The 25,467-nt window shown below is 64.2% G+C and carries 24 protein-coding genes; 15 read left to right on the forward strand and 9 right to left on the reverse strand.

The features are described 5' to 3' along the window. Positions 1-186 precede the first annotated feature (186 nt). A complete protein-coding gene (locus tag C7450_RS20655; RefSeq protein ID WP_245449993.1) occupies positions 187-1,374 on the reverse strand; it encodes a mandelate racemase/muconate lactonizing enzyme family protein in 1,188 nt (395 codons plus the stop codon). Positions 1,375-1,397: 23 nt separating this feature from the next. After that, complete coding sequence (locus C7450_RS20660) at positions 1,398-2,111, reverse strand: GntR family transcriptional regulator (protein ID WP_110376317.1); 714 nt, start codon at positions 2,109-2,111, stop codon at positions 1,398-1,400. Positions 2,112-2,238: 127 nt separating this feature from the next. Between C7450_RS20660 and C7450_RS20665 the strand changes: the two genes are divergently transcribed. The 7 genes from C7450_RS20665 to C7450_RS20695 all read left to right on the forward strand — a co-directional run bounded on the left by C7450_RS20665 (position 2,239) and on the right by C7450_RS20695 (position 10,598). Next, a complete protein-coding gene (locus tag C7450_RS20665) occupies positions 2,239-3,276 on the forward strand; it encodes a succinylglutamate desuccinylase/aspartoacylase family protein (RefSeq protein WP_110376318.1) in 1,038 nt (345 codons plus the stop codon). A 40-nt stretch (positions 3,277-3,316) separates the two neighbouring features. Further along, entirely contained in the window at positions 3,317-4,855 is a 1,539-nt protein-coding gene (locus C7450_RS20670; protein ID WP_110376319.1) for an ABC transporter substrate-binding protein, read from the forward strand. A 393-nt stretch (positions 4,856-5,248) separates the two neighbouring features. Then, positions 5,249-6,196 carry an ABC transporter permease gene (locus C7450_RS20675; RefSeq protein WP_110376320.1) on the forward strand — a complete coding sequence of 316 codons (948 nt, stop codon included), beginning with the start codon at positions 5,249-5,251 and terminating at the stop codon, positions 6,194-6,196. Further along, entirely contained in the window at positions 6,193-7,065 is an 873-nt protein-coding gene (locus C7450_RS20680) for an ABC transporter permease (RefSeq protein ID WP_110376321.1), read from the forward strand. Before C7450_RS20675 ends, C7450_RS20680 begins: the two co-directional genes overlap by 4 nt. 244 nt (positions 7,066-7,309) lie before the next feature. Next, a complete protein-coding gene (locus C7450_RS20685; RefSeq protein ID WP_110376322.1) occupies positions 7,310-8,803 on the forward strand; it encodes a M81 family metallopeptidase in 1,494 nt (497 codons plus the stop codon). A 5-nt stretch (positions 8,804-8,808) separates the two neighbouring features. Next, entirely contained in the window at positions 8,809-9,987 is a 1,179-nt protein-coding gene (locus C7450_RS20690; protein ID WP_245449995.1) for a mandelate racemase/muconate lactonizing enzyme family protein, read from the forward strand. Between the two features lie 308 nt (positions 9,988-10,295). Continuing rightward, positions 10,296-10,598 carry a helix-turn-helix domain-containing protein gene (locus tag C7450_RS20695; protein ID WP_245449997.1) on the forward strand — a complete coding sequence of 101 codons (303 nt, stop codon included), beginning with the start codon at positions 10,296-10,298 and terminating at the stop codon, positions 10,596-10,598. A 103-nt stretch (positions 10,599-10,701) separates the two neighbouring features. On the opposite strand, the gene C7450_RS20700 is transcribed toward C7450_RS20695, so the two are convergent. Further along, positions 10,702-11,541, reverse strand: a complete 840-nt coding sequence (locus C7450_RS20700; RefSeq protein WP_170147343.1) for an amino acid ABC transporter substrate-binding protein — start codon at positions 11,539-11,541, stop codon at positions 10,702-10,704. Between the two features lie 165 nt (positions 11,542-11,706). Here C7450_RS20700 and C7450_RS20705 point away from each other — a divergent pair, with 165 nt between their 5' ends. Beyond that, positions 11,707-12,414 (forward strand): DUF1003 domain-containing protein, encoded by a 708-nt coding sequence (locus C7450_RS20705; protein WP_110376324.1) that lies wholly within the window; start codon positions 11,707-11,709, stop codon positions 12,412-12,414. A gap of 56 nt (positions 12,415-12,470) precedes the next feature. Here the strand turns inward: C7450_RS20705 and C7450_RS20710 are convergent, their stop codons facing one another. The 5 genes from C7450_RS20710 to C7450_RS20730 form a co-directional block, all read right to left on the reverse strand. Continuing rightward, positions 12,471-13,532 (reverse strand): ABC transporter ATP-binding protein, encoded by a 1,062-nt coding sequence (locus C7450_RS20710; RefSeq protein WP_110376325.1) that lies wholly within the window; start codon positions 13,530-13,532, stop codon positions 12,471-12,473. A gap of 3 nt (positions 13,533-13,535) precedes the next feature. Continuing rightward, the gene (locus C7450_RS20715; protein ID WP_110376326.1) at positions 13,536-14,327 is read right to left on the reverse strand and encodes an ABC transporter permease; all 792 of its coding nucleotides are present in this window, start codon (positions 14,325-14,327) and stop codon (positions 13,536-13,538) included. Further along, a complete protein-coding gene (locus tag C7450_RS20720) occupies positions 14,324-15,223 on the reverse strand; it encodes an ABC transporter permease (protein WP_110376327.1) in 900 nt (299 codons plus the stop codon). The genes C7450_RS20715 and C7450_RS20720 overlap by 4 nt, the downstream gene beginning before the upstream one ends. Beyond that, complete coding sequence (locus C7450_RS20725) at positions 15,220-16,275, reverse strand: extracellular solute-binding protein (RefSeq protein WP_110376328.1); 1,056 nt, start codon at positions 16,273-16,275, stop codon at positions 15,220-15,222. The genes C7450_RS20720 and C7450_RS20725 overlap by 4 nt, the downstream gene beginning before the upstream one ends. 121 nt (positions 16,276-16,396) lie before the next feature. Further along, positions 16,397-17,398: a succinylglutamate desuccinylase/aspartoacylase family protein gene (locus C7450_RS20730; RefSeq protein WP_110376329.1), complete on the reverse strand. Its 1,002-nt coding sequence runs from the start codon at positions 17,396-17,398 to the stop codon at positions 16,397-16,399. Positions 17,399-17,559: 161 nt separating this feature from the next. Here C7450_RS20730 and C7450_RS20735 point away from each other — a divergent pair, with 161 nt between their 5' ends. The 7 genes from C7450_RS20735 to C7450_RS20765 all read left to right on the forward strand — a co-directional run bounded on the left by C7450_RS20735 (position 17,560) and on the right by C7450_RS20765 (position 23,880). Further along, on the forward strand, positions 17,560-18,324 hold the full coding sequence (locus tag C7450_RS20735; protein WP_110376330.1) for an IclR family transcriptional regulator: 765 nt from the start codon (positions 17,560-17,562) through the stop codon (positions 18,322-18,324). Next, positions 18,321-19,235: a LysR family transcriptional regulator gene (locus tag C7450_RS20740; protein WP_110376331.1), complete on the forward strand. Its 915-nt coding sequence runs from the start codon at positions 18,321-18,323 to the stop codon at positions 19,233-19,235. The genes C7450_RS20735 and C7450_RS20740 overlap by 4 nt, the downstream gene beginning before the upstream one ends. Positions 19,236-19,378: 143 nt before the next feature. Next, the gene (locus C7450_RS20745; protein WP_110376332.1) at positions 19,379-19,858 is read left to right on the forward strand and encodes a DUF3830 family protein; all 480 of its coding nucleotides are present in this window, start codon (positions 19,379-19,381) and stop codon (positions 19,856-19,858) included. A 164-nt stretch (positions 19,859-20,022) separates the two neighbouring features. Next, positions 20,023-21,090 carry an ABC transporter substrate-binding protein gene (locus C7450_RS20750; protein WP_110376333.1) on the forward strand — a complete coding sequence of 356 codons (1,068 nt, stop codon included), beginning with the start codon at positions 20,023-20,025 and terminating at the stop codon, positions 21,088-21,090. 13 nt (positions 21,091-21,103) lie between these two features. Beyond that, positions 21,104-22,000 (forward strand): ABC transporter permease, encoded by an 897-nt coding sequence (locus C7450_RS20755; RefSeq protein ID WP_245449999.1) that lies wholly within the window; start codon positions 21,104-21,106, stop codon positions 21,998-22,000. Then, a complete protein-coding gene (locus C7450_RS20760; RefSeq protein ID WP_110376334.1) occupies positions 21,993-22,796 on the forward strand; it encodes an ABC transporter permease in 804 nt (267 codons plus the stop codon). Before C7450_RS20755 ends, C7450_RS20760 begins: the two co-directional genes overlap by 8 nt. 1 nt (position 22,797) lies before the next feature. Beyond that, positions 22,798-23,880, forward strand: coding sequence for an ABC transporter ATP-binding protein (locus C7450_RS20765; protein WP_110376335.1), 1,083 nt, complete (start codon positions 22,798-22,800; stop codon positions 23,878-23,880). A gap of 297 nt (positions 23,881-24,177) precedes the next feature. Here C7450_RS20765 and C7450_RS20770 read toward each other — a convergent pair whose 3' ends face one another. Next, positions 24,178-25,290, reverse strand: coding sequence for an anhydro-N-acetylmuramic acid kinase (locus tag C7450_RS20770; RefSeq protein WP_110376336.1), 1,113 nt, complete (start codon positions 25,288-25,290; stop codon positions 24,178-24,180). Between the last annotated feature and the right edge of the window lie 177 nt (positions 25,291-25,467).

The following is a 25,467-nucleotide window of genomic DNA, read 5'->3' on the forward strand; positions in this document are numbered from 1 at the left end:
CGTGACAAGTTGTGCAGCATGAAAACGTAGCGCGATACTACTGTTTTTGAACATATAAGCGTCACGCCATAAAGGTTAACGCGCGTTAACCCTTATGGCGCTTCATCCCGACTGGCATCACAGACGAAGCCATGTGCGGGCCTGCCGCGAAGTCGAGAGAAAGGCATCGCCCTCGTCAGGGCTTGCTCAGGCAAACAGCGGCGCGACATCCGGCGTGTAGCGCGCGAGCTTCTCGCGATCGATGGTGACACCAAGACCCGGCAGATCGGGGATGGTCAGCCAGCCCTCCGCGTCGAGCGCGAAAGGTTCCGCGAGGATGCCGTCGACATAGGGGCTGCCGCCGATGAACTCGACCAGATCGGCACTGGGAAAGGCCGCTGCCATCTGCAGATCGGCGGCGAGCCCGAGCGCGGTGTTCCAGCCATGGCCGATGTATTTCACACCGAAGTCATCCGCCATCCAGGCAATGCGGCGTTGCTCGGAGATGCCGCCGACCTTCGTCACATCGGGCTGGACGATATCGACCGCACCGCGCGAAAGCCAGGGAATGAAGGCCTGGCGCCGCGTGATGACTTCACATCCGGCGATCGGCACGGGCGAGCACCGGCGCAGTTCCCAATAGTCGTCGATGGCATCGGGCCGCACCGGCTCTTCGAACCAGCCCACATCGAACTGCGCCAGCATCTCCGCCGTGCGTTTCGCCCATTTGAAGCCGTGCGGCCACTGCGCATCGCTGGCGCCGGCATCGACCAGGAGCTTGGCCGCGTCGCCGGCCGCCTCGCGCGCCGCCCGCACGATGGCCTCGTCGAGGCGCGTATCGAGCGCCCGGCCAAACGGGCCCCAGCCGATCTTGAAGGCCGTGAAGCCCTTCTCGCGGTAGCTCGCGATGACGTCGCGCATCACCGCGGGTTCTTCCATCAGAAGCGAGCAATAGGGCTGCACCCGCCGCCGGTAGCTGCCGCCGAGCAGCCGGCCCACGCTGAGACCTGTGGCCTGGCCGAGGATATCCCACAGCGCGATGTCGATGCCGCTGATGGTGTGGGTCAGCGTGCCACCGCGCCCCATCCAGAAGGTGTTCTGATGCAGCTTCTCGCTGAGGAATTCGGGGGAGAGCGCATCCTCGCCCAGAAAAAGGGGCTCCAGCACCTTGAGGCCGGCCTGCACGAGACGGCCGTCCGTGAACGAGCTGCCGTATCCCGTCACGCCCTGGTCGGTGTGGACGGCGATGATCGCATGGATCGAATCCTCCGGCCGGATCTCCGCCGACCAGCCACCCTTGGGGCTCTCACCGAACAGCGGGGCGGCTTCGATGCGGGTGATCCGAAAAGGCGGCAAGGCTGCCGGACGTGCATAAGGCATGGAAGGCGAGGGCATGGAACGAGACATCTCCCTGTTGGTCACTGCTTTTCCCTCTCCGCACGCCGCCGGGCGATGATCGCCTCATAATCCATGGCGTGGTTCATGACCGTGATATGGTCATCCAGCGTCGCGCCGATCGCCGCGATGTTGCCGGCTTCAAAGATCGCGAGGAGTTCCTGGTGCTCCTCCACCACGCCGAGCATCGGCTTGCCGAAGGTCGCAAGGCCGAAGATGATGGTGAACTGGCGCGCCAGCGTTTCCCACAGGTCAAGCGTCACGCTGTTGCCGCCCAAGAGACACAGCGCCCGGTGGAACTTGGTGTCTGCAACTGCGACGCCATAGGCATCCTTGCGTGCCGCCATCAGTTCCATCTCGTCGACGGCGTTGCGCAGCAGATCGAGATGCCCACCGCGATTGCGCCCGGCCGCCACCGCGCGGGCGGTCGCGCTGGCCTCGAGCGCGATGCGCGCCTCGATGAGGTCCGACACGCGCTCGTTGGTCACCGGCCGCAGACGAATGCCCTTGTAGGGCTCGTTGACGACCACGCCCTGGCTCTCAAGAAGCCGCAGGGCTTCGCGCACCGGCACCCGGCTGACGCCGAGCTTGCGCGCGAGTTCGGCCTCGACGATGCGATCGCCGGGCAGGATGCGGCCCGCCGCCGCACCCGCGATGATCGCCTCAATGGCCAGATCCACAAGGGTTTGCGGCTGCAGCCGCTGCCACTCCGCATTGGCCGCGTCGGCCGGCCGCATCGGCTCTGTTCCCGCGCTCGTCCTGGTATGTTGCATCGTATCCTGGCGATCACTGTGTTCGATGAGCTCACTTGACTTATCGTAGAATCGTATACGATGATACGATCACAAGAGCAAGGAGGGCGATGTGGGGACTTCCACTGAAAGCCGAATTCGATGTGATATCGATCTCGACGCAGCAGGCCGACAAGCAGGTTATCTGAGGGCACCGCTCTCCAGGAACACATCGGGTTGGGGAACAGTCGAGATCCCGATCGTCTCCGTCAAGAACGGATCCGGGCCGACCGTGCTGTTCACGGGCGGGGTCCATGGCGACGAATACGAAGGGCAGATCGCCGTATCGCGCCTGGCGCGTACCTTGGATCCGGCGCGTATCCAGGGCCGGGTGATTATGGTTCCAGCGCTCAATATCCCCGCTGTGATGAATGACACCCGCCTTTCACCGATCGATAACCGCGACATGAACCGGTGTTTTCCCGGAAATGCGCGGGGAACATTCTCTGAAATGCTGGCGCATTTCGTGGATGCGATCATTCTTCCGCATGTCGATATTTCCGTTGATCTTCACACGGCCGGTCATTCCTTCGATTCCGCGCTCTCCACCAATATGCATTATGTGGCGGACGGCGCGCTCCGCGACCGCACCATGGCAGCCGCCTCGGCGTTCGGCGCCCCGTACAATGTGGTGTTCTGGGGCGTCGACGAAGGCGCCACCCTCACCTCGTCCGTGGAACGGCGCGGGATCCTTTCGCTCGGCACGGAACTCGGCGGCTGGGGCCGCGTGAACGTGGAGGGGGTCCGCATCGCCGATCGGGCGCTGACCAACATTCTCAAGCATTTCGAGATGATGGACGGGCAGCCGGAGACGCGCCAGCGTGACGGCTCGCCCCGGACCCGGCACATGATGGTCCGCGACGCCGCTGGCTACAGCTTCGCTCCCGCTGGCGGGCTCTTCGAGCCGCGCAATGTGGTTGGCGACGTCTGCAAGGCCGGCGATCTCGCAGGACTTCTGCATTTCGTCGAGGATGTCGACAGGGCGCCGATCGAGGTTCGCTACCAATGCGACGGCGTGCTGTGGATGTCGGCGGGGCCGGGCCGCGTGCAGCGCGGCGATGCGGTTGCCGTGTTGATGGAAGACTATGATGAGGCGCGCGCAGCGGCCTGACATCACGAACTGAATAATACTTCCGGAGGGGAACACAACCATGCGCAAACGTAGCTTTCTTGGAGCAGCCGCCGTCGCGGCGATGCTCATATCCTTCCACACGACGGCCATCGCCCAGACGAAGGGCGGCGACATCGTCATCGGCATCACCCAGGCGCCACCGTCTCTCGATGCGCAGATCACGTCGGCCCAAGCGTCACGCAATATCAATCTGCATATCTTCGAGACGTTGTATGCGCGTGACGAGAACGCCAAGCCGGTCCCCGAACTCGCCGAAGGCGTCACCGTCTCGCCCGACGGCAAGACCTATGTCTTCCCGATCCGCAAGGGCGTGAAGTTCCACAACGGCAAGGAGCTTGACGCCAACGACGTGGCCGCCTCGATCGAGCGTTATCGCAAGGTCGGTGCCTCGCCGGCGCTCGTCTCGGCGATCGAAACCGTCAAGGCGACCGGTCCGCACGAGGTCACGATCACGCTGAAGAACGTCCAGGCCACCTTCCTCGACAACCTGTCGTCGCCGCGCGCGCCGATCGCTATCTATCCCGCCAGCGAGGCGGCGAAGGAGGCCGGAAAGATCGAGATCATCGGCACGGGCCCGTATAAATTCGTCGAATACAAGCCCGACAGCCATGTGAAGCTGGCGCGTTACGATGGCTACAGCCCGAATCCCAACGGCAAGGGCCGTGATGGCTTCGCCGGCAAGAAGGAAGCCTACCTCGATACTGTGACCTTCCGCTTCATGCCGGAGGCCGGCGCGCGGACGGCCGCCCTCGAATCGGGCGAGATCCAGTTCAACGAGACCGTGGACGGATCGACCGCCAAGCGCCTCGCCGGCGACAAGCGCTTCACCGTCGAGAAGGTGCTGCCTTTCGCGCTCCAGGTCATCAAATTCAACCAGGGGGCGGCGCCCGGCAACGACAAGAACTTCCGCCTGGCCGTGCAGGCCGCGCTCAACATGGAAGATATCATGAGTATCGCCTACTCCGATATCTACCAGATGGATCCGAGCTGGCTCTATCCGGGCGCGGCCTTCTACACGACGGCCGGAAGCGACAAGTATAACAAGGGCGATCTGAAGCTGGCAAAAGAGCTTCTCGCGAAGTCGTCCTACAAGGGCGAGAAGCTCACCTTCATCGTCGACAACCTGCGCCCGAACATCGACACGGCCACCGTTCTCCAGGAGCGCCTCAAGGAAATCGGCGTCAATGTCGATATCTCGATCGCCGACTGGCCGACGGTCTCCAAGATCGGCTTTACGCCGCAGGGATGGACCTTCTGGACGCACGGCTTCGGTATCGAGCCTTATGAAGGGCCGGGTTCCGTCATGGCGCCCTGGGTGAACGGCCTCTCGCAGCAGGCGAAGGATCCGGTTATCGATGAGCTCGCAGCCGCCTTCAACGCCGAGATGGACGAGGGCAAGCGCAAGGCGCTCTTCGACAAGTTCCAGGCGCATATGTATGACAACGCCGTTGCCATGAAAGCGGGCAACTACGGCATGTTCCAGGTCTCGACCTCGAAGCTCAAGAACTTCAAGCCCTACCGCATCCCGCGCATGTGGGGCGTGTGGCTCGAGCCGTAAGACACGAGCCGCAAGATAAGGCGGCATGCAGGCAGACCCCGCACCGGTCATCCCGGGGCATCGCGTAGCGATGAGCCCGGGATCCATGAACAAGGGGCAAGAAGGCACGTGGGCAAGAAGGCACGTGGGCAAGAAGGCGCGTGGGCAAGAAGGCACGTCGGGCCGACACGCCATCGATCAGCGTCGTGTTCATGTGTTCCCGGCTCAGGCCTGCGGCCTGCCCCGGAATGACGACGGAGGAGTGACCAACGAGGTTCCGATGGCTTCCCGCAGCAACCGTCCACACCGCCCAGGCGGCCTTCAGATACAGCACTTACCGGTCATCCCGGGTTCGTCGCAGGACGACGGACCCGGAGCATCGCGAAGCGATGCCGCGCCGACCATGAGCATGTCATGACAGCTTTTCTCATTCGGCGACTGGCGGGGGCGTTTGTCGTCCTCGTCCTCGTCTCGCTGATGTCCTTTGCCTTGATCTGGCTCGTGCCCGGCGATACGGCGGCCGCCTTCCTGGATGCATCCGCGACGCCGGAACAGATCGCCAAGCTGCGCAGCGCGCTGGGCCTCGACAAGCCGCTCCCGCTGCAGATGATCGAATGGTACGGCCGCGTGCTCAGCGGCGATCTCGGACAGTCCATTCTGCTCAACCGCTCGGTCGCCGACGCGCTGCTGGAGCGCCTTCCCGTCACGCTCGCACTCGCCAGTCTGGCGCTGGTCTTCGCCGTGATTGCAGGCGTTGCGGCAGGGATCGTCTCGGCCGTCTATCACAATCGTTGGCCGGACCAGGCCCTGATGGCGACGGCGCTGCTCGGCTTGTCCGTTCCGGATTTCTGGCTCGGCCTTGTCATGGTCCTCGTCTTCGCCGTGTCCTTGGGCTGGCTGCCCAGCGGCGGCTTCACGCCCTTCACCAGCGATCCCGTGGGGTGGCTGCGGACGGTGATCCTGCCGGCGCTCACGCTTGGTCTCGTCCAGGTCGGGTTCATCGCGCGGATGGCGCGCGCCTCCATGCTGGAGACCCTGAACCAGGACTTCATCCGCACCGCCGACGCCAAGGGCCTGTCGCGGCTCACCATCGTGCTGCGCCATGGGCTACCCAATGCCATGATCCCGATCCTGACGGTGATCGGTATCGTTGCCGGCGCATTGCTTGGAGGCACAGTCATCATCGAACAGGTCTTTTCCATCCCCGGTATCGGCCGCCTGATCGTCGGCGCCATCGGATCCCGTGACTTCCCCGTTCTGCAAGGTGGCCTTCTTTTTCTTGCCGTGGTCTATCTCACCATCAATCTTATCGTCGATATTCTTTATGCGGTGGTCGACCCACGCGTGAGGCTGTCGCAATGACCGACGCGGCTCTTTCCTTCGAACGGCCCAGCGTCAGCCCGACCCAGGCGAGCCTCAAGCGGCTTTTTCGCAGCCGCTCCTTCATGATCGGCGCTGCCCTGGTCATCCTGATGGCCCTTGTCGCGCTTTTCGCCGATGCACTCGCCCCCTTCGATCCGCTGCGCAGCAATGCACGCATGCGGCTGACCGCTCCCAACGAGACCTATTGGTTCGGCACCGATCACTTCGGCCGCGATATCCTCTCGCGGGTCATGGTGGGCGCGCGCATTTCGCTCGCCATCGGCGCCATGACGGTGGTGCTCACCGGCATCACCGGCACGATCGTCGGGGCGGTCGCCGGCTTCTTTCCGCGCCTCGACAATCCCATCATGCGCCTCATGGACGCGCTGATGGCCTTTCCGTCGATCGTCCTGGCGATGGTGGTCAGCGCCGTTCTCGGTGCCTCGCTCACCAATGTGGTCATCGCCCTGTCGATCGCCACCATGCCCCATACGGCGCGCATCGTCCGGGCGTCCGTCCTGGTCGGACGTGAGCTTGACTACGTCGATGCGGCGCGCTCGGTCGGCGTCACCGAGATGACGATCCTGTTCCGGCATGTGCTGATCAACGCCACCGGACCGCTGATCGTGCGGCTGACCTATGTCTTTGCCATCGCCATCCTGGCGGAAGCCGCCCTGTCCTTTGTCGGCGCGGGCCCGCCACCACCGACCCCTTCCTTCGGTGCCATCATCGCGCAGGGACGCGACTTCATGCGCGAGGCACCCTGGATCACCATCTTTCCGGGGCTCGCCATCGTCATATGCGTGCTCGGCCTCAATCTTCTGGGGGATGGCCTGCGCGATGCCTTCGATCCGCGTTCGAAACTCTAGGAACAATCGACATGCAAGGAGACGCATCCTCTCCCATCCTGCCTCATCCCCGGCGTCGCGCAGCGACGGGAAGGGGATCCAGATCATTCGTCATGGTTCATGGATCCCCTTCCCGGCCGGCTTCACCGGCCGCCGGGGATGACACGGCTGGTTTCAGGGGCGTGAAATCCATGGGGACCCATGGCCTTCGCATGCCCCCCTTGCAATTCAATCCCCTGCCAGCTCGCTATTCCGGAGACCGGTCATGAAACGCATCCTTGTGGCTGACTGCAAACAGGAAATCTCGTCGTTCAATCCCCTGCCCTCCGGCTATGAGAACTTTCATATCCGACGCGGCGCGGAACTCTACGAGCAGCGCGGCACCAACCAGGAACTCGGCGGCGCCTTCGCGGTCTTCGAGGCGAGGCCGGATATCGAGATCGTCCCGGCCATCGGCGCGCGGTCCGGCAGCGCCGGCATTCTCTCCGCCGAAGGCTGGAAACGGCTGTCGGATGAGATCCTCGCGACGATCTTCGCCAAGCTCGACGGCGTCGACGGCATCTATTTCTCCATGCACGGCGCGATGGCCGCCGAGGGCGAGCTCGACCCCGAAGGCTACCTCCTGATGAAGCTGCGCGAGCGGGTCGGGCCCGACATGCCGATCGTCATTTCGCTCGACCTGCATGGCATCCTGACAGATCGGATGCTGCGGCAGGTCAACGGCTTCACGATCTACTGGACCTATCCGCATGTCGACTTTGCCGATACAGGCCGTCGCGCGGCGGAGCTGCTCCTCAACATCATGGACAACAACCTGCGCCCTGTCGCGGCGCGCGTTGTCATGCCTGCGCTGGTGCGGGGCGACGAGCTCATCACCAAGTCGGGCTGCTATGGCGACCTCCTGCGCGACTGCCGGAGGCTGGAGGAAGAGGGCAAGGCGCTCGCCGCCGGCATCATGATCGGCAATCCCTTCACCGATGTGCCGGAACTGTGCTCGCAGGTCCTCGTCATCACCGATGGTGATCGCGAGACGGCCGAGCGGGAGGCGGTGCGCCTCGCGGAAGAATTCTGGCCGCAGCGCTTCCGCATGCAGGGCAAGCTCATCAGCCTGGACCGGGCGATCGCCCAGGCGAGGACGATGCCCGGCCCGCTGATCTTCACCGACGCCGCTGACGCGACCTCGTCGGGCGCGTCGGGCGACAGCAATGCGATCATCGCGGCGTTGAGCAGCGCCGGCTACGACAAGAAGGTTCTGGCGCCGATCGTCGACGCGAAGGCCGCTGCCGCCGCGCACGCCGCCGGCGTCGGCGCGACCATCGAGGTCACGCTCGGTGGCACGGTGGACCCCGCACGCTTCACGCCGATGAAGGTGACAGCGAAGGTGAAACTGCTGTCGGATGGCGAGGCCGTTCTCGAGACCATGAAGGCGCCGCTGTCGGCCGGCCCGACCGCCGTTCTGACCTTCGGCAGCTTCACTGTGGTGGTGATGAGCCGCTCGGTCAGCCTGTTCGACCGGGCGATGTACTATGCCAACGGGCTCGATCCGCTCGATTTCGACCTGATTGTCGTGAAATCACCGCACACCGAATATCACATGTTCGAAGAGTGGTGCGAGCACAACTTCAATATCGACGCGCCCGGATCAACCTCAGCCAATCTCAAAAGCCTGGGCCATACGATCTGCGCAAGACCCATGTACCCGATGGAGCCCGACGTTACCTTCTCGCCGCAGCCCGTCATTTATAATCTCAAAGGATAAGCCACGTGCCGACGATCGACGCCGTCGACTTTTTCTATCTCTCCATGCCTGAGGTCACTGACGAGGCCGACGGAAGCCAGGATGCGCTGCTCGTCCGTGTCGTGGCCGGCGGGCACGTCGGCTGGGGCGAGTGCGAGGCCGCGCCCCTGCCCTCGATCGCCGCCTTCATCTGTCCGATGTCGCATGGGGTGTGCCGGCCGGTTGCCTATTCGGTCCTCGGCAAGAGGCTGGAGAGCCCGGCCGATATCGCCCGCATCTCCGTCGATGTTGCCTATAATTCGATGGACCTGCTGCAGGCACCCCACACGCTGTCCGGCGTCGAGATGGCGCTCTGGGATGCCCTGGGCAAGATGCGCGGCGAGCCGGTCTGGCGGATGCTCGGCTATGACAGGAGCTTTGCCAAGACGCCTTACGCGTCCGTGCTGTTCGGCGATACCGCGCAGGAGACGCTGGAGCGGGCGCGCGCCGCACGCGCGGCGAATTTCCGCGCCGCCAAATTCGGCTGGGGGCCGATCGGCCGTGGCAGCGCCGAGGCGGATGCGGAGCATTTCGCCGCGGCGCGCGAGGGCCTCGGCCTGGATGGCCTCCTTCTTGTGGACACGGGCCAGATCTTCCTGGAAGACGTCGAGCGCGCCGCCGCCCGCCTGCCGGCCATGGAGAAGGCCGGCGTTCTCTGGTTCGAGGAGCCCTTCCAGGCCAGCGCGATCGACGCCTATGCCGCCCTGGCACGAAAGGGCTCCAAGGTTCGCCTTGCTGGCGGCGAAGGCGCCCATAACGTGCATATGGCCAAGCAGCTGATCGACCACGGCGGGGTCGGCTTCGTGCAGATCGATTGCGGGCGTATCGGCGGCATCGGCCCGTCGAAGGAGGTGGCCGATCACGCGGTCGCCAAGGGGGTGACCTTCGTCAACCACACCTTCACGTCCCATCTCGCCCTGTCCGCCTCGATCCAGGCCTATGCGGGCCTGAAGGACCACGTGATCGCGGAATATCCCGCCATGCCGAAGCCTCTCGCCCTCGCCTTCACCGCCAACCACATCGAACGCGACGCCGATGGCGAAATCCATGCGCCGGATGCGCCCGGCCTTGGCATCGAGGTCTCCGCGGACGGCGCGCGCCCCTATCTCCAGGATGTCGAGATCAAGGTGAACGGCCAGGTGCTCTATACGACGCCGGCCTTGTGAGGATAGAGCACATCGGGCGTGCCGTCGGGAATGACCATGGGAACCGCCGCTGCCTATCCCTCCCCTGTAGGGAAGGGTGGCCTCGCGCCAGCGAGGTCGGGTGGGGGCCGTGGCTATGCGCCGTTGGCCATGCAGCTCTCGCCATCGTTCGGCGGGAGTATAGCAAGTCGCCCCCCACCCGGCGCCTGCGGCGCCACCCCCCCCTGTAGGGGAGGGATCGGCGCGACAGCGAAGGCGAGCATAACGAGCCAACCTTGCTTTTGTCCGCATAATATGCAACTGTCACCATTCAGTGACAGGAGCATATTTTGCCTTCATCGTTTCTGACGGGCGCGCAGCTGCGAGCCGCGCGCGCGCTGCTCAACTGGACAGTGCGTGATCTCGCCGAACGCTCGCGTGTCCATCGCAACACGATCTCCGCCTTCGAAAGCGAGAAGACCTTTCCCAACGCGTCGACGCTGGCCGCCCTTGTCCGGCCGCTTGAACAGGCAGGTGTCGTGTTCATGGAGGAGAATGCGTCCAGCCCGAGTGGTGGGCCGGGGGTGCGGTTCAAGGCCCAGCCCGCGGGCTGGCTAAGGCCGGAAGAGCTGTCAGCCGAGAATGACGGCTGATCCCAACCGCATGTCTCAGGACGGCACGAAGCGCCGGGAAGGGGATCCCCGAACACTGCCACTGAGCAATCTTACTGACGTGCTGGTGCCATGAGGCCCGCCATTACTTCGGCACACCGTTGATGACAAACAAGGCCTTGATGAACTGGTCGGGCGGGAAGCTTCCGAAGCTGCGCGCATAGATCTTCTTGATGCGATCAGTCCGGTAAAGCTCAGCCAGCGTCGCATCGGCGAGGAGACGCAGCTTGTCATCGCCGCGCGGGAGGGCGAGCGCATAGGTCTCGAACGTAAAATATTGATCGGACAGCTTCAGCCCCGCCGGGTTTCTGCTGTTGAGCAAATGATAATTGAGGATGCCACGATCCGCGAAATAGGCGTCGAGCTTGCCTTCGGACAACTGGCGGACACCCGCGGGATGGTCCGACATCGGGATGATCTCAGCATCGATACCCAATTGTGCCAGGGTCGTGCGCAAGGTTTCCTCAGTCGTCGTGTCCTGCAGCACGCCGATCTTCTTGCCGCGCAGATCCTCGAGCTTCTGAACATTATCGACGCGATAGAGGACGCCGGCACCATCGATGAAGGTCGGCAGCGAAAAATCGACGATCGCGCGTCGCGACATCGTCATGGATGTCGGATCGCAGAGGATATCGATCTTGCCGTCACGCAGAGCCTCGAAGCGCGTCTTGGAGGACACCTCTATATATTCGATCTTGAGCGACGGGATATTCTGCGCCTTCTTCACGCCGGCGGCGACTTCACGGCAGAGATCGACAATGTAGCCGGAAGGATCGCCGTTGGCGGCCTGGTAGGAGTAAGGCGGTGCGTCGGCGCGAAAGCCCAGCCGCAGCAAACCCGTCTCGCTTACCCGCTCCAGCGTATCGGCCGCCCATGCCGCGGTGGGTATCGCCATCGACAATACGGCGATCAAAAAGGCTCGCATGGTCACCCCCCTTTCTTTCGTCATAGGTGATGACCATAGGCGAGTTTATCCCCAAGGGAAATGATCGCAATCGCGCTGTTCCTGGGGCCGACTTACGCGCCCCATCAGGCAGCGCTATGCTGACAGGTACTGCCGCCTCTGTATAACGATCGAGTAGATCTGCACATGATGAAACCTTCTGGCGACGAGGCCATCGCGCAACGATGCGCCATATCCGGCGAAGCATTTCCGGCCCACGATCTGTACATGGTCGACCAGTTGCGGCCGGAAATCCAGGAGCGTATTCGAACGGATTTTCCCGGTATGACGCCGGACAGTCGAATTTCTCGGCGCGAACTGGCCCGCTATCGATCGCTCTACGTGCAGGATCTTCTGCGACAGGAGCGGGGGGAACTCACCGCGCTCGATGAGCAGGTCGCGCGCAGCCTCGCCGAGGGTGCTGTCATCTCAGCCAATGTGGAGCAGGATTTCGACGAGCGGCGCAGTCTCGGCGAACGGCTGTCGGACGCGCTGGCGAAATTCGGCGGGAGCTGGTCTTTCCTGATCTGCTTTGCGTGCCTGCTTGCCGCCTGGATCACGATCAACGTGATGGGGAGAGGATCGCTCTTCGACCCGTACCCCTTCATTCTCCTCAACCTGATCCTGTCCTGTATCGCAGCAATCCAGGCGCCGGTGATCATGATGAGCCAGAAGCGCCAGGAGGCCAAGGACCGCCTGCGCTCCCTCAATGACTACCAGGTCAATCTCAAGGCGGAACTCGAGATCCGGCACCTGCATGAAAAGCTGGATCACCTCATCTCGAAGCAATGGCAACGCCTGGCCGAGATCCAGGAATTGCAGCTGGAGATCCTGCAGGATCAGGACCGCCGCTGATGGCTGCTCCCCGCTCGCCGGGGGACGCGCGCATCGCTGCCCGGGATGGCCGTCACTCACGCCGCAAACAGCGTCAGGTCCTGCGCCTTGACGTTGAGATCGACGGTCTTGCCGACCTCCAGCCCCGCCAGCTCGCGGCCATGGCGCTCGACGAGCATGGTGCGATCACCGTCGCGCAGCTTGACGAAGATATGTGCGGACGAGCCCTGGTAGGAGATCGTCTCGATCGTGCCGAGCCCCGCTTCCGCAGCTGCGGGATGGATGGCGACACATTCGGGGCGAACCATCAGCGTGACGGACCTGCCCTTGTCAAAGGCTTGCCCTTCCACCGGCAAGACCGAGACGCCCAGGCCATGGCGGAGCGTGACGACATTGCCGTCCCGGGCCTCGACCGTCGCGGACAGGAAATTCGCACTGCCGATGAAGTCGGCCACGAAACGCGTCCGCGGTCGCTCGTAGATGTCGACCGCCGAACCGATCTGTTCCACGGCGCCGCCGTTCATCACCGCGATGCGATCGGCGATGGCCATCGCCTCGTTCTGGTCGTGGGTCACGAAGATCGAGGTCAGACCGAGCTCGCGCTGGATGCGGCGCAGTTCCAGGCCCGTCGACTCGCGCAGCTTGGCGTCGAGGTTGGAGAAGGGCTCGTCGAGCAGGAGGATCGACGGATTGATGACAAGCGCCCGCGCCACCGCCACGCGCTGCTGCTGGCCGCCGGAGAGCTGGCGCGGCAGGCGGTCGGCGAGACCGGTCAGTTGCATGGTGGCGATCATGTTGGCCACGCGCGTGTCGCGCTCGGCCGCCGGCACGCCACGGCGGCGCAGGCCGAAAGCGATGTTCTCGGCGACGGTCAGATGCGGAAACAGCGCGTAGTTCTGGAAGACGAGACCGGTGTCGCGCTTGTGCGGCGGCAGGCCGGTGAGGTCGCGCCCGCGCACGACGATGCGCCCGGCCGACGGCTTGATGAAGCCCGCCACCATCCGCAGCGTCGTCGTCTTGCCGCAGCCGGACGGCCCGAGAAGCGCGACCATCTCGCCTTTTGCGATGGTGACGCTGAAGTCGCGCACCGCGTGGGCGTTGCCATAGACCTTGGCGAGGTTCTCGATAACGATTTCCATGGGTTAATCCCGGACGGCGCCAAAGATGTGATAGATGACCATCAGCGCCATGGTCAAAAGGACAAGCAGCCCCGACACCGCCGCGACCGATGGGTCGAAGCCAAGCTGCACGGCCGAATAGATCGTGACGGGCAATGTCGGTGCGGAGGGCTCGGCCAGGAACAGCGCCAGCACGACCTCATCGAAAGACGTGATGAAGGCCATCACCGCGCCGGCGATGATCGCCGGCCGCACGACGGGCAGGAGCACCATCAGGAAGCTCTGCAGCGGCGTCGCGCCCAGGTTCTGCGCCGCCTCCTCCAAGGTGCGGTCGAACCGCTGGAAGACCGGCAGGCTGACGCGGATGACATAGGGCGTGCAGACGATGACATGCGAGGCGGCAAGCCGCGCCGTGCCGGTCAACAGCCCCGTGCGGGAGAAGAAGATCGACAGGCCGACAGCCAGGACCAGCGTCGGCAGGATGAGCGGCGACAGGAACAGCGCCTCGATGAATTTGCGCCCGCGAAACTCATAGCGCGTGAGGCCATGCGCCGCGAGGATGCCGATGACCGTCGAGACGATGGCGGTGATCGTCGCGACTTTCAGGCTGGTGAGGAAGCTGCCGACATAGCGCGTGTCGTTGAGCGCCGCCTGATACCATTTCAACGTGAGGCTCTGCGGCGGGAAGGACAGATAGCCCGTACTGCCGAGCGGCGCGACGACGATGACGAGGATCGGCAAGAGCAGATAGCAGAAGGCGATGATGGTCAGCGCCAGGAGAAGCGCCCCGAAGGGCGATTTCAGATCGATGGTCATGGCCGCGCCTCCGTCTGTCCACGCCCTTCCAGAACCCGGCCATAGACGAGCGCCAGCACCAGCACGAAGACGAGCAGGATTGACGACAGGGCGGCGGCGAAGGGCCAGTTCAGAAGTTCGATGGTCTGCTCGTAGATCGCCGTCGACATCACATGCGCGCGGGCGCCACCGACAAGGCTCGGCGTGGCGAAGGTGCTGATGGCGAGTGAGAAGACAAGGAGCGATCCAGCGAGGATACCGCCCCGCGCCAGGCGCAAGGTCACCAGCCAGAGCGCCAGTGACGGCCGCGCGCCGAGGCTCATGGCCGCGAGTTCGAGGTCCCGGTCGATGGAGCGGAACACGCCGTAGAGCGTCAGCACCATCAGGGGCAGGAGAACCTGCGCCAGGGCGATGACGACGCCGCTCATGGTGTACATGAGCTGGAACGGCGGTGAGGCGAGCCCGAGCGCCACGACCAGTTTGCTGACGAGCCCGTCGCGGAAGAACAGGACCATCCAGCCGAAGGAGCGCACGACCGCGCTGACGAGCAGCGGGAAGGTCGTGATGACGAGGAGAAAGCCCGCCCAGCGGGATTGCATCCGCGCCAGGAGATAGGCGACCGGCAGGCCGAGAACCAGCGTGATGACAGTCGTTATCACGCCGAGAAACAGGGTGCGCCCCAGTAATTCCCAGTAGTAGCCGTCACCGAGGAAACGTTGATAATGCGCGACCGACCATTGATTGCCATCAACGAAGCTCGTGGCCAGCAGCGACAGCTGCGGCCAGATGAAGAGAACGGCATAGATGATGAAGCAGGGCGCGAACAGGAGAACGGGCACGTAGGGGATGAGGCGCGGCGAAGAGGCCGCCGCGCCATCCGTGCCCGGTGCGTCGAGGACCGGGCGGGCCGCAGTCACCGGGCGATCTCGCGGTTCCAACGCTCCGTCCAGGCGGCGCGATTGGCGTTGATCTTCGCACGATCGAGCTGCGCGAGCTGGCTGACGGCCGGGATCTCGCTGGCGAGTTCCGCCGGCAGCTTGGTGTTGACGTTGGAGGCCGACCAGCGCATGCCCTGCGCGATGGCGATCTGCGCCTCCGGCTTCAGGAGGTAATTGATCGCACCATTGGCGACGTCGGCATTCTTGGCGCCCTTGGCGATGCAGGAGGTGATCGGTACGGCGGGGCTGCCCTCCTGTGGCGTCGCGAAGGCAACCGGCAGGCCGCTCTGCGCGGTCTTGAAGGCGTTGCCGGTATCATAGGGTATGATCCAGATATCGCCCTGGCCGAACAGGCCCGGGAGATCGGACGCGGCCTTGAAGATCGTCTCATTCTTCAGCTTCGCCAACGCCGCAAAGCCCGGCTCGATATTGTCCTCGCCGCCGCCGAAGGTCCGCGCGAGCATGACCAGGAAGTCCATGCCGAAACCGTTTGTGATGGCGGGGAAGGCGATATGCCCCTTGTATTCCGGTTTGAAGAAGTCCTTGTAGCTGGTCGGCGGCGTCGGGATCTTGTCCTTATTGTAGACGATGCCCTCGGCGATGACGGCCCAGGTCACCCAATGGCCGTCGGGATCCTTGAGGCCACCCGGCACATTGGCCAGGTTGGGGACCGACTTCATCGGCTCGGTCAGCCCCTCGCTCTTGGCCTGGGCCTCCTGCCCACCCGAGAACTGGTACATGTCGATCTGCGGATTGCCGGCTTCCGCCTTCATCCGCGCCAGCGCCGCGGCGGACTGCATTGGCACCTGGGTGCTCTTGGCACCTGTCGCCGCATCGAAGGGATCGAAGGCTGCCTTCTGGATGATGTCCATCGTCGAGCCACCGAACCCGGACGACAGGAGCTGGCGGCCCTTGAAATCCGCGCCCTGCGCCTCGGCCGATGCGGGCAGGAGCGAACCTGCGCCGACGGCTGCCAATGCCGCCATGAAGGCGCGGCGATCGAGCTGATCGATATTCCACGGAGAACTCATGATATAACCCTCTTTGTTTTATGGACTTCTGTCACTTCGCTCCGGCCGTTCACAGGGGGCCTTCGCGCAGTCCCTTCCCACAAGGCCTGCGCAACCGGCCGTCCGCCTAACGGTCGACGACCTAGGCCTCCCGCGTCCCGACGAGTTCGAAGACCTGGTCACCGTTATAGATCGGCATATGCGGACGGCGGATGGAGCCGACCCAGGCGCGCTCGACCGGGCAGTGGACCGCCTGAACCACGTCGCCATAGAGGTCCACGATATCGGCGATATGCTGACCACGCACCACATCATCGCCGGGCGCCACGAACGGCAGGAACAGACCACCGCGCGTCGCCTTCATGTGGATGGCATCGGCTCCGAGCCGATAGCGATCGCGCTTCGGCGGCTCGCCCGGCAGCATGTCCAGCGCCTGGGCCACGCCGAAGACGGCCTGGGTCAGGCGGGCGATGTCCTCTTCCGTCACGCGGGCGCCGCCGCCGCTCTCGACAATGAGAGCGGGCTTGCCTCGCTTGGTATAGGCCGCGAAATGCGCCCCCGCGAGTGAGGGCTCCAGCGAATTCCAGATGTTCGGCGCGCCGGATGCATAAGCCAAGCGCTCGGACACGGCGCCTTGCGGCGAGCCATCGTTGTGGAACAAGGTGTAATGGCAGGTGATGGTGAGATCGCCGCCGGAATGCAGATCAAGCATCGCATCGCCCGTGGCGAGCGAAACCTCGAGCAGCCTGTGTGCGAGCTGGTAGCTGTAATGTCCTTCCGCGTCGCCGGGGAATACGCGGTTGAGATTATAGCCATCCTGGGGTGTCAGGCGATTGTAGCCGCGGAAGCCAAGCGGATTGGCGAGCATGAGGCACGCCACCGTGCCCTTGAGCTGGCCGAGATCGACCGTCTTCAGGAAGCGCTGGATAGCGAGCGGACCGACGACCTCCGGGCCGTGGATGCAGGCCTGCAGCCAGAGGACGGGCCCAGGTTCGGCGCCTGTTGCGATAACGACCGGAGAGCGGATCGCGCCATCGGGATACTCGCCAAGGTCGAGATGCCCACGCGTGATCTTGCCACGCTCGCCAATTGCTGTACCGACCACCGTGCTCATGCTGACCTGCTCACCTGGAAATAGGGACATCACCTGATCATGCCGCTGCTTCACGCGAGAATGCCCGAACGGTCGCAAAGGTCTTGCGACGACGTCGGCGCAGAAGGCTTAAGACGCCCCTCGATTGACGACCTATCAAAACCCGATGTATCACATGTGTCAACGTCGTTCGTTGGCGTGGAACGATAGTCATGAGCTCGCTCGAGAACGGTCTGAAAATACTGACCTTGATCACTGAAGACCGCACGGTCCTGCGCGTGAGCGAGGTCTGCCGCGATCTCGACATTCCCAAGGCATCGGTATCGCGGTTGTTGCGCACGCTCGCGGATTTTCACCTTTTGGAGCGCGATGACCGCGACAGCAGCTATGTCGCGGGCGGACGGGCGCTCGATCTGGCGCGCGCCTATCTGGCACGGCATGGGCTGCTCGATCTGATCGAGGAGGCCGTGGTCGCCCTGGTCGACGAATTCGGCTTCACAGGGCATGCCGGCATCGTCGTGGGCGACGAGCGGGTCCTCCTGATTGCGCGACAAGGGTCCTTTCCGCTCCAACATATCGCGGCTGTCTCACAGCGGCGGCCGGCCTTCGAATCGATCATCGGGCGGGCGATTCTGGCGCGGTCAGCCGATAACGATGTCCTTTCACAGCTTGGGTATGGGTCGCTGGACGAGGTCCGCCACAAGTTCAGCGGGCGCGATATCCTCGCCGAGATTGCGGAAATCCGCCGCACGCGCATATCCCATTCGCTGAGCCTCATGACCCCCGGCATCGGCTCGGTCGGCGCGGCGGTTGCCGATCCCGGCCGCGGAGAAACGATGGGCTTCTGCCTGTCCTATCCATCGGCCGCAACGGACGAGGCCCTGCGCAAGCGCATGGCGGAGGCTGTCTTCAAGCATGCGAGCGCCATTGGCGCGAAACTGCGCGATCCCCATTGGACGAGCGATCCACCGCCATGAAGCTCGCGTATTTCGAGACCTTCGTGCTGTTGTCGCGGTTGCGCCATTTCGGGCGCACCGCCGATCAGCTCCACACCACCCAGCCCGCCATTTCCGCGCGCATCGCGGCCCTTGAGCAAGATCTTGGCGTCCGCCTCATCGAGCGCGAGGGACGCAAATTCCACCTCACGTCCGCCGGTCATGCGGCCTTGACGGTGATCGAGAAACTGCTCATCGACTACGAGCGCCTCAAGGTCGGTTTTACCGATCCCGACCAGCTTCCAATGACGCTGCGCATCGGCGCGATCGACGCGATCGTGCAAACCTGGCTGCCGAGCTTCTATCAAAAATTGCGCGATGTCTTCCCCCGCGCGCAGATCGACATCATCGTCGATACCACGACCAACCTGCTCTCCGGCATGCGCGACGGCGAGATCGACCTGAATTTCTGCCTCGATCCGGTGCTGGAGGAGGGCTACCGCAGCTTCGTCGTCTGCACCTATGCCATGTCCTGGGTCGCGAGCCCGCGGCTTGTCGAAGCGGGCCGCGTCTATTCGGTGGCCGAGCTCGGCGCCATGCCGCTCATCACCTTCCAGCGGCACACGCCGCCCTATCGCACCATCGCACCCTATTTCCAGGACGAGAGCGTTCTTGCCTCGCAGCTCTCCTTCTCGAATTCGCTGCCAGCCATGATCCGCCTGACGATCGATGGCTTCGGCCTCGCGGCGGTTCCCACCTTATGCGTCGCCAGGGACATCGAAACCGGACTGCTCGTCGATATGAAGGTCGCGAAGCCTCTTCCCCCGATGCAGTTTATCGCCAACTATCACCCCGCACCCGGCGGTGTCTTGATGGAACGCGTTGTATCCCTTGCGAAAGAAAGCGCTTCCGACTTCTGCGCGGCGATCGATCCGGCCAAAGCCTGGGTTTAATCGCGGCATTTCTGATAGATATCTTTTATCGCATGAATAGAGAACGACGATTGGACAGGGGCGGTGGCGCGGAGCAGGCTTAGCACCCAGTTAACGTTTGCGACCGTGCGCATGGCGCGGCCGTGATACTGGGAGCCCGCTTCATGGCATCTAAGCGTTTCTACCTCACCTTTGTTGAAAAGAACGTCCGCGGCATCATCGAGCCCTATTGGGACAATGCGCCGGTGACCTGCGAAACGATCTGGAATGCGCTCGCCAAGCCTATCCGCGTGCCGGCTTCCCATGCCATGTTCGCCGGCCCGGAGATCATGACCGGCCTGCCGAAGGAAGCGCAGACCTTTGATCCGCGCGGCGTCCCCGCGGAGAACCAGACCTGTTTCCCCATCGCTGGCGAGTGCCTGTGGTTCTATCAGGCGCCGAACCTGATGAAGGGGCTCACCGACGAGTTCTGGGAAATCGGCATGTTCTACGACAACGGCGGCCGCATCTTCGGACCGCTCGGCTGGACCCCCTGCAACATCTTCGGCCGGATGACGGAAGGTCTGGAGGCGGTTGCCGAGGCCTGCCGCTCGATCCGCGTCGAGGGGATCAAGACCGTCGAGATCGGCCGCATCGAGGGCTGATAGGCCGGAGGTGCCCTTGCAATGAGACGGGAGCGGCAGGCTATCGCTCCCCACGCGTTCTACAGCTTGCTGCGCGGCGAAGATGCGATGTGCTCTTCCCCGGGAAAACGCCTAGGCTGTTTGCACATTTCGCCTGAACGACAAACGAGAGGGGATTTGTATCGATGTCCACCATCATAGCGACAAGACGCGTTGTCCTGAGTGCAGGCTTCGGCCTCACCGTGGCGCTGGCCGCGCTCACCGCCAGCGGCGCGACCTCCCCGGCCGCGGCGCGCGAAAAGCTCGTCATCAACTCCTACGGCGGCGCCTACGAGCAGATCCATCGCAAGCTCGTCATCGAGCCGTTCTCCAAGAAATATGATGTCGACGTTCAGGTGATCACCGCCTATTCGGCCGACGCGCTCGCGCAGTTGCGCGCGCAGAAGGCCGCGCCGCAGTTCGACGTCATCCACTTCTCCGGCGGCCAGGAAGTCGTGGCCGCCCGCGAGGGCCTGATCGCCCCCATCAAGCTCAACGAGCTCAGCAACGGCAAGGACCTCTATCCCTTCGCCGTCGAGGGCCTGTCCCGTGGCGAGGGCCCTGTCCATGCGGTCGCGGCCATCGGCCTCCTCTACAACAAGGAGAAGGCCAAGAAGCCGGAGAAATGGGCGGACCTCTGGAACGCGCAGTACAAGGACCACGTCGTCCTGACCGACCTGTCGAACAGCTACGGGCTCTTGGGCTTCCTGATGATGAACAAGGTCAAGGGCGGCGATATCACCAATGCCGACCCGGGCTTCAATGCCGTCAAGACATTGCTGGACAGTGCGGTCGTCGTCGCGACCTCGCCGGAAATGCAGCAGAACTTCGCACAGAATGATGCATGGATCGCGCCTTACGCGCAGGACTATGCCTATACACTGCGCAAGGCCGGCCTGCCGATCGAATTCGTGCAGGGTGCGGAGGGTACGCCCGCCGTCTATCTCACGGCGAACCTCGTGGCCAACCGGCCGAACCAGGACCTTGCGAAGAAATTCATCGACTTTTCGCTGTCCCCGGAAGTCCAGGCCGGCTGGGCGCAGGAATTGCGCTACTCACCGACCAATAAAGCCACGAAGCTCGACGAAACAGTCGCTAAAGAAGTGATCTATGGGCCCGACGCGGTCGCCGGTCTCATTCGATTCGATCCGGTCGCCGTCGATGCCAATCGCGCCGCCTTGGTCGAGCGCTGGAAGAAGTTGATCGCAAAGTGATGTGGACCGTCGCGTGAGCCTGTCCACAAACACGGGAAGCGTTGGCACGCCCCTCCTCCCCCCTAAAGGCGTGTCAGCGCGCGTCCTCGGCGGTATCGCCGAGGACGCCACTCTTTCGGCTCCGGGTGTATTCCTCATCATCCTGGCCTTCATCCTGCCGATCGGGCAGATGCTGCTGCTCAGTATCGAGGGCGCAAGCGGCGGGCTGACGACGGAGCATTTTACCCGCTTCCTCGGCGACAGCTATTATCTCGGTATCGTCTGGCGGACGTTGCGCCTGTCGCTCCTCATCACGGTCATCGCGGCGGTCATCGGCTTTCCCCTCGCCTATGTGATGGCGCATGTCGGCCCCCGCCTCAGGCTCTGGCTCATCATCCTCGTCATCCTGCCGCTCATGACGAGCGTCGTGGTGCGCACCTTCGGCTGGATGGTGCTGCTTGGGCGCGGCGGCCTCATCCCCTTCACGCTCTGGAAGCTCGGCCTCGTCAATCGCAATTTCACGCTGATGCAGACCGAGAGCGCCATCGTCATCGGCATGGTGCAGGTGCTGCTGCCCTTCATGACGCTGTCCGTGCTCGGCGTGGTCATGAAGATCGACCGGCGGCTGGAAGAGGCCGCGCGCACCATGGGCGCGAGTTTCACCGCGACGCTGCGCACCGTGGTCCTGCCGCTCGCGATGCCGGGCATCGTTGCCGGGTCCCTCCTCGTCTTCACCCTGTCGGTCAGCTCCTTCATCACGCCCTCGCTGTTGGGCGGGGTGCGCCTGCCGGTTGTCGCCGGCTCAATCTACGAGGCCGCGACCAAGACGCTGGAATGGAACTTCGCGGCAGCGCAATCGGTCATCCTGCTCGTCGGCGTATTCCTCGTTCTCCTGCCCTATCTCAAACTGACGGGGCGCCGGCATGGTTAAAGCCGTCCCGACGAGCGTGCGCATCGCCACCTTCCTGTTCGTTGTGCTGACACTCGTCTTCGTTCTGGCGCCGCTCGTCGTCGTCGCGGGCGTGTCGGTGTCGGAAAGCCAATTCATCGCCTTTCCCCCCAACGGCTTCAGCCTGCGCTGGTACAGCGCCATCCTGACATCCGGCGCCTATCTCGGCGCGGCCTGGACAAGCCTTAAACTCGCGGTGCTGGTGACGCTCTGCGCCACCGTCATCGGGGCGGGGGCGGCCATCACGCTGCATCGCCGGCGCCTGCCCGGCACGGTATTGCTCGCCGGCTTGTTCCTGTCACCGCTCATTCTGCCGACCATCATCTTCGCCATCGGCCTCCTCATGCTGTGGAGCGCGACCTTCGGCCCGGTGTCCTTCACCGCGCTGTGGATCGGCCACACCGTCGTCGCCCTGCCCTATGTGGTGCGGACGACGCTCGCCGTGCTCGCCGAATCCGATCCCTTTCTCGAGGAGGCGGCCGCCACCATGGGCGCGCGTCGCTGGCAGCGGCTTCTCTATGTGGTGCTGCCCCAGTGCCTGCCGGGGCTCGCCGCCGGCGCCTTCTTCGCCTTCAACATCTCCTTCGACGAGGCGGTGGTGGCGCTCTTCCTGCGCACGCCGGACCTCGTGACCCTTCCCATCCAGATCTACAACCAGCTCGAGTTCAGTCCCGATCCCTCGGTCGCGGCCGTATCGACGCTCATGATCGGCGTGACCATCCTGCTGATCCTGGTGATCGATCGCTTGCTCGGCATCCAACGTTTCACTGGCGCCTGAGATGACTTCGACAGCCTCCCCTGATGCCTCCCCCGCGGTCAGCCTCGCCGGCATCGAGAAGACCTTCGGCCGCACCAAGGTCCTGCACGGGATCTCGCTCGATATCCCCAAGGGCACGTTCTTGAGCCTGCTCGGGCCGTCCGGCTGCGGCAAGACCACGCTGTTGCGCATCGTCGCCGGCCTTGAAAGCGCGACCGTCGGCCAGGTCACCATCGCCGGGCGCGACGTGACGCAGCTGCCGCCGGAAGACCGGGACATCGCCATGATGTTCCAGTCCTATGCGCTGATGCCGCATATGAACGTCCGCGAGAACGTGCGCTTCCCGCTCCGGATGCGCCGTCGCGGCTCACGCGACGCGCAGGAGGCACGCGTCGCCGCGGCGCTTGAGACCGTGCAGCTCGGCCATCTCGCCGAGCGCATGCCGCGCCAGTTGTCGGGCGGCCAGCAGCAGCGCGTGGCGCTGGCCCGCGCCATCGTCTCCGACCCCGCCGTGCTGCTGCTCGACGAGCCTCTGTCCAACCTCGACGCCCGCCTGCGCGAGGACATGCAGGTCGAACTCATCGAGCTGCACCGGCGGCTTGGACTCACCACGATCTTCGTCACCCACGACCAGGAGGAGGCGCTCAGCCTCTCCGACCATGTCGTCCTGATGAACGCGGGCCGCATCGAGGAGCAGGGACCGCCGCTCGCGATCTACGAGGCCGCCGGATCCCGCTTCGCCGCGAGCTTCATCGGCTCCGCCAATGTCATTCCGGTCGCGGTCGAAACCGTTGGCGGCGCCACGATGGCGCAGCTCCCCGACGGCAGCCGGCTTGCCGTGGAAGCCCCCGTCGCCCAAGGCGCCAACCATCTCGCCTTGCGCCAGGAGGACCTGATGCTCGGCCCCGACGATACGGCGCGATCCGAGGCACGTTCTTTCGCGGCCGTTGTGGAGACCCGCGTCTTCCTCGGCGCGCGGGTGCGCTACGTGTTGAAGGTCGGCGACCTCAGCCTGAAGGCGCTGGCGGAGCCGGGCCGCCTCTATCAGGCTGGCGACCGCGTCATCGTCACTATCCCGCCCGGCAAGGCGCGCCTGGTGGCGTGAGGCAAGACGCCTCAAACGGTTGAGGAACAGAGCCTCGGCCGTCATCCCGGAAGCCGCAAAGCGGTTGTCGGGATTCATTAACGCGATGGGTTACAGTGGTTGAGGTTCTCCTTGCACTGAGGATGGATCCCCTTCCCGGGCTGCTAAGCAGCCCGCCGGGGATGACACCGGAGTGCAGGTTGCTATCAAGGGTGTCATCCCCGGCGTCGCGGAGCGACGGGAAGGGGATCCATAAGCCTGCGTCATCTCTAATATATTGATAAGCTTATACATTCACGGCGCGATGCTCAAAGCACCTCACCCGGCGCGGTGCAACTCGCCACCAGGCATCGGATGCGGCACGCCGGTCGTTGTCGGCAGGCTGAGCGGCAGGCCGCGGCGCGCCCTGACCGCGAGATAGGCGAAAGCCTCTGCCTCCAGAAAGTCGCCGTGCCAGCCGACAGCCTCCACCGGCTCGACGGCGACGCCGAGGCGCGCCCGCAAACGCCCCATGAGATGAGCGTTATGGCGACCGCCGCCGGTCACGAGCCACCGCGCCGGCGGTGCCGGCACATGGCGGAGGCTGGCGGCGACGGATTCCACGGTGAAGGCGGCGAGCGTCGCCGCACCATCCGCATCCGACAGCGCTTCGACGCCGGCGGCGCGGCGGTGGAAGTCGTTGCGGTCGAGCGACTTCGGCGGCGTCCGGGCGAAGAAGGGGTTCTCCATGAAGGCGGCGACGAGCCCCTCGTCGACCCGGCCGGACGCGGCGAGCGCGCCATCCCGGTCATAGGCTACGCCGCGCCGGCGCATGACGAAATCATCAAGGAGCGCGCTCGCCGGACCTGAGTCGAAAGCGATCGCCGTGTCGCCGTCGAGATAGGTGACATTGGCCACGCCGCCGAGGTTGAGCACCATCAGCGGCTGCGCCAGGCCTGACGCCAGGGCACGATGGTAGAGCGGCGCAAAGGGCGCGCCCTCGCCGCCCGCCTCGACATCGGCGTGGCGAAAGCGATTGACGGTGTCGATGCCAAGCCGGCGCGCCACTTCAGCGCCGAAACCGAGTTGACGCGTGAATCTCAGGTCCGGACGGTGATAGACGGTCTGGCCGTGGAGGCCGATCAACGACACCGCACGACGATCGATGCCGGCATGGGCCATGAAGGTCTCGATGGCGGCGATATGCGCATCCGTCACGGCCTGTTCGAGATCGGCCAATGGCTCGGTCAAGGCCCGCTCGGCCTCCGCCACGAGACCGACGAGCGCGGCGCGCACGTCATCCGGATAGGGGAGGGTCAGTCCGGCGCCCGGCTCGACCACAAGATCCCCGTCGGTGCGCACGACGGCGACGTCGATGCCATCCATAGAAGTGCCGCTGATGACGCCGATCGCCATCACCACGTCCGCATCATCCAACCGCCTCTCGCCCATTTCCGCGCTCCAGCCGATGCCTCGCGTTCGGGCGCGTCGTCGTTCACCGAAAAGAGCGAATCGAATAGCCTGCGCGCCGTCGCATTCCACCCCATGGGTAGCGCAAGCCATGCAGCCGGCCAACGGCAATCCCCCGATCCGGTATCGGACCCGCGTGCGTTAAGGCCGCGAATCTGG

The sequence above is a fragment of the Chelatococcus asaccharovorans genome (genome assembly GCF_003201475.1).
In the GTDB taxonomy this organism is placed as follows: Bacteria; Pseudomonadota; Alphaproteobacteria; order Rhizobiales; family Beijerinckiaceae; genus Chelatococcus; species Chelatococcus asaccharovorans.